Raw genomic sequence first — 13,237 nt, forward strand, 5'->3', positions numbered from 1 at the left:
TATGCCAAAAATAAACATCAATAAATTATTGGCATATGCTAATAATTTATCTATAGTGAAAATGAACTTAAGCTTAGGAGATAACATGGCCAGACCCAAAAAATGCCGCCGCATTTGCGGGCGACCAGCACATAACTGCTTTAAACCCAATGGCGTACCTATGAATCGTTTAAGTCAGCTAGAAATTCTACCGGAAGAGTTTGAAGCCCTACGACTTGCCGACCAACTCAAGATGAGCCAATTAGAAGCAGCCACAGAAATGGGCGTTTCCCGACAAACCTTTGGCAATATAGTTAGCCAAGCACGCTTTAAAATAGCGACATGTTTGGTAGAAGGAAAAGCCCTTGTTTTTGCCGATGAGGAATCTGAACTATGATTTATGCCGTTCCAAATAACCAAGGCCAAGTAGCTAACCATTTTATGAAAGCACCAAGCTTTAGCGTATTTAGCGATACCGAGCTACTCGATGAAATTACTCACCAAGCTAACCATGAGCTGTCATGCAACAGCAAAATAGCCATCTTTGAACAGCTATGCCAGCTAAACGTAGACGCTGTGATTGTTAAAAATATTGGAGAGAAAGCTCTAAATAGATTGCTTGCAATGGGGATTAAAGTGTTTAAAACCAACGCTAGCGTGGCGTTGAATACGGTAAGCCAAAGCCCAATGATAGAACTTAAATCGCTAGAGCTTGCTCGCCCTTCCCTACAACATTCAAAAAAGCATAGCCATAAAGCGTGCTGTAAAAACTCGATAAAACAAAAACGTAACAACAATTGCTGTTCAGAAAAACAAAAATTCCAACACAGCTAATACCAATAGCTTACTTACAAAAACACGCTATTTAGGCAATTACCTTATGCTACATTGATTGTTTTGTTGTTATAAAAAATCACGTTAGTGCAATTTGAGCACAGCACAAATTGCACTAACGATCATGTCGTTGAAGAGAGCCAACCATCATGCCTAAACCAGATTTAAGCAAAGTTATTACCTTTACAACGCCGCAAGAGCTTGGTCGTTGGCTCGAAATTAATCACGCAACCCAAACTGAACTGTGGATAAAAATATTCAAGAAGAAAACAAACCTAGCAAGCGTAACTTGGGATGAAGTGGTAATTGAAGCTCTCTGCTGGGGTTGGATTGACGGAGTAAAAAAGTCGATTGACGAGCATGCATACTTACAGCGAATTTCTCCCAGAAAACCCCGTAGCACTTGGTCGAAAAGAAACAGAAAACACGTAGAGCGGTTAATAAACGAGGGGCGAATGACCAAACCCGGCCTATTGCAAGTAGAGGCAGCTAAAGCTGACGGAAGGTGGGAGAATGCCTACGCGGTAAGTGAAATGGAAGTCCCCGCAGACTTTTTAACGGCATTAGCGCTAAAACCACAGGCGCAACAGTTTTATGAATCACTCACTAAATCAAGTCGCTATGTTATAGCTAATGGATTACTTAGCGCCAAAAGGCCCGAAACCAGACAAAAGCGCTTTACCAAATACTTAGACATGCTTGCCGATAACATAAAGCCAATTTGAGTATTAAAAGGATGCTTATATAATGCTGAAGCATTAACCGGAGTCTTACTTGAAACTAGATAAAGCCTTATCCAAACTGTTTCTTCCCAAAGACGAGAGTTGGCTAAAACATGCTAACCCTTGGTCTGTGTGGACAAGATTTGCCACATTGCCATTTATTGTATTAGGCATTTGGTCACGAGTTTGGATCGGCTGGTACTGCCTTGTCCCTATTTCGATACTTATTTTTTGGCTTTGGATAAACCCAACTTTGTTATCTAAACCAAAGGATTACAGCAGCTGGGCAGCCAAAGCTGTGTTGGGTGAGCGCATATTAATCAACCGTAAATCTAAGCCCATTCCAGATTCTCACGCAACAGCTATAAACATACTAAACATCCTACAAGGGATCAGTTGTTTAGTCCTTATCTATGGCTTGTGGAGCCTAAATATAAGCGTTACATTGCAAGGTGTTGTCTATATCTACCTCACTAAAATGTGGTTTTTAGATCGTATGGTGTGGTTATATGAATCAAGCCATTTAAACCAACAAAATGATTCTAAGAGTTAACACTCGGAGAGCAGAAAATGAAAGTGAGTACCTTGCGGATCCCTTGCCGATGCCTCATAGAATCAGAAAAATTCTATACAGAAAAACTCGGGTTAACCAAAGTGTTTGGTGCTGTATCAGAAGGCTACATTGGGTACCAGTTAGATAATGCTCAACTATTGCTAGAGCTTGAAGAAAAAGGCGAATTTGAAAGTGCTAGATTTTTAGGATTCAGTATTGAAGTATCCAACATTCTTCAACTTTACAGCGCATTATCTAAACGCGGTGTTGTATTTACCGGCCCCCCAGAAAAGCAATGTTGGGGTGGGTTGATGACTCACATTATTGATTGTAATGAGAATACATTTTCATTTATACAAGGCAGTTCATGAGTAGATGTTTCGATATAATTGGTGCGCCTTTTAATCAACTGGGCTACGTCACCACTAAACAAAATACGGTGGACGGGCTTCGTTGCTTAAATCAGCAGACTTGGATTGGGTTAAGCGAGTGGATAAGCGTTAGAAATACCCGTTGGAATTGTGATATTCAAGATCTTGGTGATGTAGCAGTATCGGCAGAAGTATTGTCTTTAATCGCTGCTGGTAAGAAAGAAGCAGCTTTATCAGCCTATAGTGCTGAGTTGAAAGCCAAACTGCTGGCCAGTTATAGCGTTGGACGCACACCTATCACTATAGGCGGCGACCACTCGATTGCAGTAGGTACGCTGCAAGCAACAATGGAGTATTATCAAAAACAGCAAGGCAAGAAGGTGGCTGTGATTTGGGTTGATGCCCATGCCGATTGTAACAATAGCCTTGCCAGTAATTTGCATGGCAAACCATTAGCCATGTTAATGGATAAATATCCGCACAATGGTTGGTCAATTAACCCCGACATTGCAATAAAGCCAGAAGACGTTTTTTATGTGGCGATACGAGACTTAATGCCAAATGAGCACCAGCTTATCAATGACCATGGGATCACCAATTATGATATGGCGAGTATTGACCGCCTAGGCATCAACACAGTTTTAAAGGAACTAAGCTCACACATCGAAAGCCATTATGATCACCTCTATTTATCTTTTGACTACGATGCCTTAGAGGGAAGTACTTTTAGAGCCTGCGCTACTCCAAATGTAGGGGGTTTAAGCGCTAGAGAAGCCATTCACCTTGTTCATACTCTAGCTTCCAGCAGTAAATTTATTGGCGCTGATTTTGTCGAGTATTTACCAGAACTTGATCATGATGGCGTTTCTAAAGAACTGATGATCAAACTAATTGATGCATGCTGGGGCTTTAGAACTTAAAACTTACTTGGTGTTTAATACCTACCAGTCAGAACTTAGCTTCTGCGACACTAGTGCTCGAATTCTCCCGTTTTTAGGAAGCGCTTTACTTGGCTTATAACTTCATCATTACGCATCATAAATGTATGCGTGACAGGTAAAACCACGTGGTCAGTCATACCCGCTACTTTGGTTCGTTCAACGGACACCTTTCCATCATCGGGGTTGGGCAACATTTGCGACAGTAACGGATTGAAAGTGGAACTCCCCGCAATAATGCCAACCGGATAAGTGACAGGTCCAAGCGAATTAGGAACACTATCTTCCTCGGTGCCAAGCTGCGAGCCGGCGGGACCATTTATAAACTCAAATCCCGGGACATGCCTTAGCGCATCGACTACCTCACTACCCCGGTTAGGAGGACCCAACATTACAACCCGGCCAAGTGGTATTATGCTGTTTTCACTTAAATATTTTCGCAGCACAATACCGCCTAGCGAATGAGTGACAAAATGTACCACCTTTGCATTACCACAATCCGCTATTGCTTGAGGTACATGTTTCGAGGCTATGTCTTCTATTTCTAAGCTAGTTGATGGGTAACCATAATTTGAAACTTTGTATCCGTCACTTTTAAGTTGTTTGGACATTTTTTCCATAGAGTCTTCTGAACGTGCCATTCCATGTAGCAATACAACACATTCCTTAGCTAAGGCTGAGTTAGCTGACAACGAGAGTAACAGCACGACAATAAACTTCCCCATAACTCAAACCTTATCTAGTTTGTTTGGTAATGGTCACTTAACAGTACTGTGCAGCACTTAAGACCAAATGCTTGGGAAATCATACCCTAACAAAACCAACCATAATAACAACTAACTCAACAAAGTAAGCTATCCAATGACTGCTTCTCTGAGTACTTCAGCGCTACCAACGGTGTGAAGAAAGTAATGCAGGCGACATTCACCCTGTAACTAATAAAGAAATCTTGATAGTAAACTTATTGGTAGCACAATTCGATTTAGAGTAAGGCCGAAAACTGCTACAAAAAAGCCAGGTTTAACCTGGCTTTTTAATCACAACAATACTGCTACACCGAGGTGTGTAAACAGCTTACCGAGTGCTCATCACTCCCCACTAAAGCGGGTTTAGTTTTAGCACATTGCTCGGTGGCTATGGGGCAGCGCGTGCGAAATACGCAACCCGAAGGTGGACTAATTGGCGAGGGTAAATCGCCCTCTAGCAGTTCAATGGTTTTACCGCGTTCTAAATCCGGATCGGGAATAGGCACTGCCGACATCAACGCTTTGGTATAAGGGTGCGTGGGTTTATCAAACAGGGCCTTAGCCGTGCCTAATTCAACCGAGTTACCCAAGTACATTACCAATACGCGGTCAGAGATGTGCTTCACTACCGAAAGATCGTGAGCGATGAAGATAAGGCTTAAGCCCATTTCTGCTTGCAGCTCTTTAAGCAGATTAACTACCTGCGCCTGAATCGATACATCTAGTGCTGATACAGGTTCATCACAAATGATCATCTTAGGCTCTAGGATTAACGCTCGCGCGATACCGATACGCTGACACTGACCACCCGAGAATTCATGCGGATAACGGTTGATTACGTTTGGTAACAAGCCCACCCGCATCATCATTTTTTGCACTTTTTGTTTTACTTCAGCCCTGCTGAGGTTTGGGTAAAAAGTACGTAACGGTTCGGCAATAATATCGCCAACCGTCATTCTTGGGTTTAGTGATGCTAGCGGGTCTTGGAAGATCATTTGAATCTCTTTGCGCTTTTCGCGCAGATTCTTTTGATCGAGCTCGGTTAAGTCTTGCCCTAACCACACCACCTTGCCTGCTTCGGCTGGCACCAAACCAATCACCGCACGGGCGAAGGTAGACTTACCACAGCCCGACTCACCTACTACCCCTAAAGTTTCACCTTGGTAAAGCTTAAGCGACACGCCGTCTACCGCTTTTAAGGTGGCAGCAGGTGTCCAAGGTAAGGCTTTGGCATTCTTAATTTTGAAATAGACTTTTAAATCCACTACATCTAGCAATAAGGCTTTATCACTCATCTTATTGGCCTCCGCTTAAGTGGAAATCATTGTGGCAAGCACGCTGACGCTGGTTAGCAAAAGTGCTTAGTTCAGGGCTTTGCTGACGACAGTGATCGCTCACTCTATGGCAACGTTCTTGGAACGGACAGCCCTGTGGAAGTTTAAGTAAGTTAGGTGGATTACCCGGAATAGTCGGCAATATTTCGCCTTCGGTATCCAAGCGTGGGATTGCTTTTAACAGACCTTCAGTATACGGATGACTAGGTTGATAAAACACTTCTTTAGCCGTGCCATATTCCATGGTGCGGCCAGCGTACATAACCAACACTTTGTCACAGATACCAGCAACTACACCTAGATCGTGAGTAATCATAATAATCGCAGTATTAAACTCACTCTTCAGTTCGTTTAACAGTGTCATTATTTGCGCTTGAACCGTTACATCTAAGGCCGTTGTTGGCTCGTCGGCAATTAACAGCTGAGGCTTACACAGCAAAGCCATAGCAATCATGACTCGCTGGCGCATACCACCCGAGAACTCGTGGGGGTACATGGCCATGCGCTTTTCAGCTTCTGGCATTTTAACTGCGTCAAGCATACGAACGGCTTCCACGTGGGCTTCGCGATTACTCATGCCCTTATGTAAGCGAAGCACCTCTTTTAGCTGCTCACCCACTTTCATATAAGGGTTTAGCGAGGTCATGGGGTCTTGGAAAATCATCGAGATTTTCTCGGCGCGTATGGCGTTTAACTGCTGTTCTGGCAAGTTAAGAACTTGCTGGCCGTTAAACAAGGCTTCGCCGCTAATAGTACCGTTTTTTGCCAGTAAGCCCATTAAGGCAAAAGCGGTTTGGCTTTTACCTGAACCTGACTCACCAACAATACCCAAGGTTTGCCCAGCTTCCAGTGAAAAAGTTAAATCGTTCACTGCGGTTACGCTGCCTTCGGGGGTAGAAAACTCTACACGAAGGTCTTTCACATTTAATAAACTCATTACTCTGCCCCTGCCTTAGCGATCTTTTGGATCTAAGGCATCACGTAAACCGTCGCCTACATAGTTAAAACTAAACAGCGTGACCACCATAAATGCAGCTGGATATAATAGCTGCCAAATGGCAATTTCCATGGTTTGTGAGCCGTCTTGCAACAAAGCTCCCCACGAGGTCATTGGCTCTTGTACACCCAAACCTAAGAAGCTTAAAAACGATTCAGTAAGAATCATTTGTGGCACTAGCAGCGTGGCATATACCGCAACAATGCCTAATACATTAGGCACAATGTGGCGGGTAATAATTTTCCATTTGGATACACCACACACTTCGGCAGCTTCAATAAACTCTTTGTTTTTAAGACTTAAGGTTTGGCCACGAACAATACGCGCCATGTCTAACCAAGACACTGCGCCAATGGCAACAAACACCAAGAAAATATTGCGGCCAAAAAAGGTCACCAGCAAAATTACAAAGAACATGAATGGAATGCCGTAGAGGATCTCTAGCAAACGCATCATTACTCGATCTACTGTGCCGCCTAAAAAGCCAGAAGTAGCGCCATAAAGTGTACCAATGAGTACCGCGACAAAAGCGCCCATCACACCTACCAGCAACGAGATTTGTCCGCCCAACAAGGTACGAACAAACATATCTCGGCCTAACGAGTCGGTACCAAAATAATGGCCACTTTCAATAGATGGTCCATGGTGCATGGCGCCCCAGTCGGTATCGTCAAAAGCAAACTCACTAAGGTGAGAGCCAAACATCACTAGCAAAGTGATGAATACCAATATGCCTAAACTTACCATCGCAGCGCGGTTACGCATGAAACGCATACGCGCATCTTGCCACAAACTGCGGCCTTCAATTTCTAACTTATCTGCGAATTCACTAATAGCGTCGCTGTTTTGTTTGTTATCTAACATTGCAGCCTCCTAGTAGCGAATTTTTGGATCGATGAAGGCATACAAGATGTCTACAATCGCGTTGAAAACAATGGTAAAGGTACCAATTAAAATGGTGAGACCTAACACTAAGGAGTAGTCTCGGTTAAGCGCTCCATTCACAAACAACTTACCAAAACCAGGCAAGCCAAAAATGGTCTCAATCACTACCGAGCCAGTAATAATGCCAACAAAAGCTGGGCCCATGTAAGACACTACTGGTAACAAAGCTGGGCGCAGCGCGTGGCGCACAATAATGTAACGATATGGCAAACCTTTCGCTTTGGCGGTGCGGATAAAGTTAGAGCTTAATACTTCAATCATGCTGCCGCGCATAATCCGGGCAAACGAGGCCACGTAAAGCAACGACATACCCAACATGGGTAGAATAATGTATTGCCACTGCCCCCCATTCCAGCCCCCTGCGGGTAACCATTGCAACTTAATTGCAAAGATATAAACCAAGGTGGGCGCTAACACAAAGGAGGGCATCACCACCCCGGCCATTGCCGTAGACATAATGCTAAAGTCCATCCAGGTATTTTGTTTTAATGCTGCCAGCGTGCCTACAGACACCCCCATCAACACTGTAAAGATAAAGGCAATAGAGCCGATTTTTGCTGACACCGGCAGGGCTTGCGCCACAAGTTCATTCACGGTGTAGTCTTTGTATTTAAATGATGGCCCAAGATCGCCTTGTGCCAAGTTGCCTAAGTAGGAGAAGTATTGCTCCAGTACCGGTTTATCCAAACCGTACTTAGCCTCGATATTGGCTAATACTTCAGGCGGAAGTGAGCGCTCACCAGAGAATGGGCTTCCCGGGGCAAAACGCATCATAAAGAAGGTGATAGTAATCAATACCAATAGCGTAGGTATTGCTTCTAGCATTCGTTTTAAGATGAACTTAATCATTCGATTTTCCAGCTTATGTTTATTGCTGTAATTGAATTAGCGTAGCTAACAACAAAATAAGGCACCTTAAGCATAAGGTGCCTTACAAAAGACCATCAACTATTTGGCAATAATGTATAGATCTTTAGTGTAAATTTTGTCTTCGGCGTTGTTCATAGGGTAGCCACCAACTGTTGGCTTAACCAAACGCGCATTTACGTAGTGGTAGATTGGAGCAAGTGGCATATCTTGAGCAAGTTGTGCCTCTGCTTGGCGGTAGTTATCGCCACGAACAGCATCATCAACCGCTGACATAGCGGCATTCATAAAGCCATCGTAAGCTGGGCTGTTGTAGAACTGATCGTTGTTACCGTTATTGCTTTGCATTAACGATAGGAAGGTTGACGCTTCGTTGTAGTCACCACACCAGCCGGCACGGGTTACATCGTAGTTACCGTTACGACGGTTATCTAGGAAGGTTTTCCACTCTTGGTTCTCTAGGTTTACTTTAACACCAAGGGTTTTCTTCCACATAGAAGCTACTGCAATAGCGATCTTCTTGTGGTTTTCGCTGGTGTTGTACAACAAGGTAAACTCTAGAGGCTTATCTTTACCGTAACCTACTTCGGCTAGTAGCTCAGCAGCTTTTGCATTACGCTCTTTTTGCGACCAAGTAGCGTAATCTGGCGTATCTACTTGTAGGCCAGCCACTTTTTGGTGTGCAAAGTTGTAAGCAGGTAGCTCACCTTTGCCCACGATAAACTTAGCTACTGCGTCACGGTCAATGGCGTAAGACAACGCTTTACGTACGCGAACATCATCAAATGGTGCTTTTTTGTTGTTAAAGCCGTAGTAGTAAGAGCATAAGTAAGGCGTTACTTTTAACGAATCTGGCTGCTCTTTTTGCATGCGCTTAAAGTGCTCGTTAGCCATTTCGTAAGTCATGTCAATTTCGCCCGCTAGGAAGCGGTTCATGTCAGTAACTTGGTTTTCAATCGGCAGGTAAGTCACTTTGTTGATAACCGTTTTGTCGTTATCCCAGTAGTTTTCGTTACGCTCCATAACGATTTTTTCATTCACTACCCATTCAGATACTTTGTATGCACCGTTACCCACAAAGTTAGCTGGTAAAGTCCACTTATCACCGAACTTTTCAACAGTAGCCTTGTGCACTGGCTTCAGCGTAGTGTGCGACGTCATCGCAACAAAGTATGGTAGAGCTTGCTCTAGTTTAATTTCTAAGGTGTAGTCATCAAGAGCTTTAACTGCTAATTCAGAGGCGTCTTTCTTACCATTGATAATGTCTGCAGCATTTACCATGGTGGTCATTTCTAGGTACCACGAATAAGGCGCTGCGGTTTTTGGATCAACCGCGCGTTTGAAACTATATTCAAAATCGTGGGCGGTTAATGCATCGCCATTAGACCATTTTGCATCTTTGCGAAGGTGAAATACGAAGGTAAGGTTATCTTCAGTTTCCCAAGATTCTGCTACGCCAGGTACCAGGTTTCCGTCGCCATCTTGATTTACTAAACCTTCAAGTAGCTCACGAATCACATTGGATTCAGGCACACCTTCGGTTTTGTGAGGGTCTAGGGAAGCAGGCTCGGTGCCGTTACCACGTACTAGTTCCTGTACTGGGGCAAGTTTAACGCCAGCAGGAACATCAGCAGCAAAAGAGGCAGTGGTGAAAGAACTTAGGATCGCAGCACTAACGAGGCTGGCAGCTAAAGTTTTAGCAGTTTTCATTTTCATCTCCATATTGACACATTTGGCTATAACTAGGCCGTTTGTGAAATTTCCATTCACTTTACATGAATATTAAATCAGTACAATATTCTAATAAAACGCACATCAACGCCAGATGCTACACCCGAATCAAAGAAACAACAAATAATAAGTTGCCTTTTATTAGTGAAGATTCCTGATTATTCTCAAGAATTATTAGGTTTTTATTGTTAATTCACTAGGTTAAGCTAGCATCTAAAAAAAACGTCAAAACTTACTGTTAACGTAGATAAGTTGAGAAGAAACTACAAATTTGATCGGAGTAGCAAAATTGGTAAAAAATTTACACTTTTTGCCTGAATACTGATTGATTCTGTAAAATTAGCCGAAAATATTTCGTGATTTTTTTACATTTGTAACTTAGCAACACATGATCTGGATCAAGTTGTACCACTAAAGGGCTACCTATAATTGCTGGTGAAAGTTAATTACTAAACCACTAGAACGGTGATTTACGGTCTATACTGAGGCGGATTGAACTATCAGTGTTGGTTTACTAATTAGTTTTAGTTTAAATGAGGAGAACAGGATGCCTGTAGGTAATATTGATGAGTTAAACGCAATGGTTGCTCGAGTGAAGGCGGCGCAAGCTGAATTCGCATCTTACAGCCAAGAACAAGTGGACAAGATTTTCCGCGCTGCGTCACTCGCTGCTTCTACAGCACGTATTGAACTAGCTCGTATGGCGGCTGAAGAGTCTGGCATGGGCATAATGGAAGATAAAGTGATCAAAAACCACTTCGCTTCTGAGTTCATCTACAACAAATACAAAGATACTCTAACTTGTGGCGTTATCGAACGTAACGACGAAGGCGGTACTATTACTATCGCTGAGCCAGTAGGTATTGTTTGTGCCATCGTACCAACCACTAACCCAACTTCTACCGCTATCTTTAAAGCGCTAATCAGCCTTAAAACGCGTAACGGTTGTATCTTCTCTCCACACCCACGTGCTAAAAACGCAACTAACTTTGCGGCTAAATTAGTACTTGATGCTGCTATCGCTGCTGGCGCGCCAAAAGACATTATTGGCTGGATCGATACTCCTTCTGTAGAACTATCTAACGCACTAATGAAGCACGAAGACATCGCGCTAATTCTTGCAACTGGTGGTCCAGGTATGGTTAAAGCTGCTTACTCTTCAGGTAAGCCTGCTATTGGTGTTGGTGCTGGTAACACGCCAGTAGTAATTGACGAAACTGCAGACGTTAAACGTGCTGTTTCTTCTATTCTTATGTCTAAGACTTTTGATAACGGTGTTATCTGTGCTTCTGAGCAAGCAGCTATCATTGTTGAATCTAAGTACGACGAAGTAATTGCTCGTTTCGCTAAATACGGCGCAGCAGTACTAAGCAAAGCAGACGCAGATAAAGTACGTAAAGTACTTATGATTAACGGCGCGCTTAACGCTAAAATCGTTGGCCAACCAGCATACAAAATTGCTGAGCTAGCTGGCGTAACTGTACCAAAAGCAACTAAGATCTTAATCGGTGAAGGCCTAGAAGCATCTTACGATGACGAGTTCTCACACGAGAAACTATCTCCAACTCTAGGTGTTTACAAAGCGACAGACTTTGAAGACGCTGTTCGCCAAGCTGGTATCGTATTAGACATCGGTGGTGTTGGTCACACGTCTGTTCTTTACACAGACCAAGACGCTAACGCTGACCGTATCGCTTACTTTGGCGACAAAATGAAGACTGCACGTATTCTTATCAATACGCCTTCTTCTCACGGTGGTATTGGTGACCTTTACAACTTCGAACTAGCACCTTCTCTAACGCTAGGTTGTGGTTCTTGGGGTGGTAACGCGATTTCTGAAAACGTGGGTCCAAAACACCTTATCAATAAGAAAATTGTTGCGAAGCGAGCTGAGAACATGTTGTGGCATAAACTACCTAAGTCAATCTACTTCCGTCGTGGTTCATTACCAATCGCAATGGACGACCTAGACGGCAAGAAACGTGCAATGGTTGTTACTGATAACTTCCTATTCAACAACGGTTACATCGACGACCTACGTGCCATCCTTAAAGAGAAAGGCATGGAAGTTGAAGTATTCCACGATGTAGAAGCAGATCCTACTCTGTCTATTGTGAAGAAAGGCGCTGAAGCTTGTCACAACTACCAGCCAGACGTAATTCTTGCTGTTGGTGGTGGTTCACCAATGGATGCTGCGAAGATCATGTGGGTAATGTACGAGCACCCAGAAACTGACTTCGAAGACCTATCAATGCGCTTTATGGACATCCGTAAACGTATTTACAAGTTCCCTAAAATGGGTTCAAAAGCTGAACTAGTATGTATTACTACTACTTCAGGTACTGGTTCAGAAGTAACTCCGTTTGCGGTTGTAACTGACGACACTACTGGTCAGAAATACCCACTAGCTGACTACGAACTAACGCCTAACATGGCTGTTGTAGATGCTAACCTAGTAATGGATATGCCTAAGTCACTATGTGCCTTCGGTGGTTACGATGCGGTTACTCACGCTATGGAAGCTTACGTTTCTGTACTAGCTAACGAATACTCAGACGGTCAAGCTCTGCAAGCACTTAAGATGCTTAAAGAATACTTACCAAGCTCTTACCAAAACGGTAAAGCTGACCCAGTAGCTCGTGAGAAAGTACACAATGCCGCTACTATCGCTGGTATCGCGTTTGCTAACTCTTTCTTAGGTGTGTGTCACTCAATGGCTCACAAACTAGGTGCAGAGTTCCACGTACCACACGGTTTGGCTAACGCATTGTTGCTAACTAACACAATTCGTTTCAACGCGACTAACACGCCAACTAAACAAACTGCGTTCTCTCAGTACGACCGTCCTAAGGCACGTGCTCGTTACGCAGAAGTTGCTGAGCACTTAGGCTTCCGTGAAGGTAACACTGAAACTAAGCTTAACGCCCTTCTAACTTGGTTAGACGAGTTGAAAGTTGAATTGAACATTCCTCTATCTATTAAAGATGCAGGCGTGAACGAGGCTGACTTCCTAGCTAAAGTTGACGAACTAGCGGTAGACGCGTTTGATGACCAATGTACTGGTGCAAACCCTCGTTACCCACTAATTGCTGAATTGAAACAAGTTCTACTTGATTCTTACTACGGTCGTCCATACACCGAAGCAGCAGATAGTGCAGAAGCTGAGTCTCAAAAAGCTAAAAAACCAGCTGCTAAAAAAGCGACTAAAGCAAAAGCTTAA

General features: G+C 43.5%; 13 protein-coding genes. 7 read left to right on the forward strand and 6 right to left on the reverse strand.

Going from position 1 to position 13,237, the window contains the following annotated elements; all coding sequences use genetic code 11:
• Positions 1 to 85: 85 nt before the first annotated feature.
• From OAG1_RS14650 to OAG1_RS14675, 6 genes are all read left to right on the forward strand, one after another.
• Positions 86 to 376, forward strand: a complete 291-nt coding sequence (locus OAG1_RS14650) for a DUF134 domain-containing protein (protein ID WP_040307412.1) — start codon at positions 86 to 88, stop codon at positions 374 to 376.
• On the forward strand, positions 373 to 813 hold the full coding sequence (locus OAG1_RS14655) for a NifB/NifX family molybdenum-iron cluster-binding protein (RefSeq protein ID WP_016402747.1): 441 nt from the start codon (positions 373 to 375) through the stop codon (positions 811 to 813). The genes OAG1_RS14650 and OAG1_RS14655 overlap by 4 nt, the downstream gene beginning before the upstream one ends.
• Before the next feature lie 149 nt (positions 814 to 962).
• Complete coding sequence (locus OAG1_RS14660; protein WP_338621815.1) at positions 963 to 1,538, forward strand: YdeI/OmpD-associated family protein; 576 nt, start codon at positions 963 to 965, stop codon at positions 1,536 to 1,538.
• Positions 1,539 to 1,587: 49 nt separating this feature from the next.
• Positions 1,588 to 2,088 (forward strand): DUF6653 family protein, encoded by a 501-nt coding sequence (locus OAG1_RS14665; RefSeq protein WP_338621816.1) that lies wholly within the window; start codon positions 1,588 to 1,590, stop codon positions 2,086 to 2,088.
• Between the two features lie 17 nt (positions 2,089 to 2,105).
• The gene (locus tag OAG1_RS14670) at positions 2,106 to 2,459 is read left to right on the forward strand and encodes a VOC family protein (protein WP_338621817.1); all 354 of its coding nucleotides are present in this window, start codon (positions 2,106 to 2,108) and stop codon (positions 2,457 to 2,459) included.
• Positions 2,456 to 3,379 (forward strand): arginase family protein, encoded by a 924-nt coding sequence (locus tag OAG1_RS14675; protein ID WP_338621818.1) that lies wholly within the window; start codon positions 2,456 to 2,458, stop codon positions 3,377 to 3,379. Before OAG1_RS14670 ends, OAG1_RS14675 begins: the two co-directional genes overlap by 4 nt.
• Positions 3,380 to 3,429: 50 nt before the next feature.
• Here the strand turns inward: OAG1_RS14675 and OAG1_RS14680 are convergent, their stop codons facing one another.
• The 6 genes from OAG1_RS14680 to OAG1_RS14705 form a co-directional block, all read right to left on the reverse strand.
• Positions 3,430 to 4,122, reverse strand: coding sequence for an alpha/beta hydrolase (locus tag OAG1_RS14680; RefSeq protein ID WP_338621819.1), 693 nt, complete (start codon positions 4,120 to 4,122; stop codon positions 3,430 to 3,432).
• Between the two features lie 326 nt (positions 4,123 to 4,448).
• Complete coding sequence (gene oppF, locus OAG1_RS14685; RefSeq protein WP_338621820.1) at positions 4,449 to 5,438, reverse strand: murein tripeptide/oligopeptide ABC transporter ATP binding protein OppF; 990 nt, start codon at positions 5,436 to 5,438, stop codon at positions 4,449 to 4,451.
• Position 5,439: 1 nt separating this feature from the next.
• A complete protein-coding gene (gene oppD, locus OAG1_RS14690) occupies positions 5,440 to 6,414 on the reverse strand; it encodes an oligopeptide ABC transporter ATP-binding protein OppD (RefSeq protein WP_016402740.1) in 975 nt (324 codons plus the stop codon).
• A 15-nt stretch (positions 6,415 to 6,429) separates the two neighbouring features.
• Entirely contained in the window at positions 6,430 to 7,338 is a 909-nt protein-coding gene (oppC, locus tag OAG1_RS14695) for an oligopeptide ABC transporter permease OppC (RefSeq protein WP_016402739.1), read from the reverse strand.
• A 9-nt stretch (positions 7,339 to 7,347) separates the two neighbouring features.
• On the reverse strand, positions 7,348 to 8,268 hold the full coding sequence (gene oppB, locus OAG1_RS14700) for an oligopeptide ABC transporter permease OppB (protein WP_016402738.1): 921 nt from the start codon (positions 8,266 to 8,268) through the stop codon (positions 7,348 to 7,350).
• 99 nt (positions 8,269 to 8,367) lie between these two features.
• A complete protein-coding gene (locus OAG1_RS14705) occupies positions 8,368 to 9,996 on the reverse strand; it encodes an ABC transporter substrate-binding protein (protein ID WP_220720795.1) in 1,629 nt (542 codons plus the stop codon).
• Positions 9,997 to 10,564: 568 nt separating this feature from the next.
• On the opposite strand from OAG1_RS14705, the gene adhE reads away from it, so the two are divergent.
• Entirely contained in the window at positions 10,565 to 13,237 is a 2,673-nt protein-coding gene (gene adhE / locus OAG1_RS14710) for a bifunctional acetaldehyde-CoA/alcohol dehydrogenase (protein ID WP_016402736.1), read from the forward strand.

This window comes from Agarivorans sp. OAG1, assembly GCF_037076485.1.
Classification (GTDB): Bacteria; Pseudomonadota; Gammaproteobacteria; order Enterobacterales; family Celerinatantimonadaceae; genus Agarivorans; species Agarivorans albus.

What these genes read in the sequence shown, in the direction of transcription:
- OAG1_RS14655 (WP_016402747.1), top strand. Translation starts at nt 373, where the DNA reads ATGATTTATGCCGTTCCAAATAACCAAGGCCAAGTAGCTAACCATTTT.
- OAG1_RS14680 (WP_338621819.1), bottom strand. Translation starts at nt 4,122, where the DNA reads ATGGGGAAGTTTATTGTCGTGCTGTTACTCTCGTTGTCAGCTAACTCA.
- oppF (WP_338621820.1), bottom strand. Translation starts at nt 5,438, where the DNA reads ATGAGTGATAAAGCCTTATTGCTAGATGTAGTGGATTTAAAAGTCTAT.
- OAG1_RS14675 (WP_338621818.1), top strand. Translation starts at nt 2,456, where the DNA reads ATGAGTAGATGTTTCGATATAATTGGTGCGCCTTTTAATCAACTGGGC.
- OAG1_RS14660 (WP_338621815.1), top strand. Translation starts at nt 963, where the DNA reads ATGCCTAAACCAGATTTAAGCAAAGTTATTACCTTTACAACGCCGCAA.
- oppD (WP_016402740.1), bottom strand. Translation starts at nt 6,414, where the DNA reads ATGAGTTTATTAAATGTGAAAGACCTTCGTGTAGAGTTTTCTACCCCC.
- oppB (WP_016402738.1), bottom strand. Translation starts at nt 8,268, where the DNA reads ATGATTAAGTTCATCTTAAAACGAATGCTAGAAGCAATACCTACGCTA.
- adhE (WP_016402736.1), top strand. Translation starts at nt 10,565, where the DNA reads ATGCCTGTAGGTAATATTGATGAGTTAAACGCAATGGTTGCTCGAGTG.
- oppC (WP_016402739.1), bottom strand. Translation starts at nt 7,338, where the DNA reads ATGTTAGATAACAAACAAAACAGCGACGCTATTAGTGAATTCGCAGAT.
- OAG1_RS14670 (WP_338621817.1), top strand. Translation starts at nt 2,106, where the DNA reads ATGAAAGTGAGTACCTTGCGGATCCCTTGCCGATGCCTCATAGAATCA.
- OAG1_RS14650 (WP_040307412.1), top strand. Translation starts at nt 86, where the DNA reads ATGGCCAGACCCAAAAAATGCCGCCGCATTTGCGGGCGACCAGCACAT.
- OAG1_RS14705 (WP_220720795.1), bottom strand. Translation starts at nt 9,996, where the DNA reads ATGAAAACTGCTAAAACTTTAGCTGCCAGCCTCGTTAGTGCTGCGATC.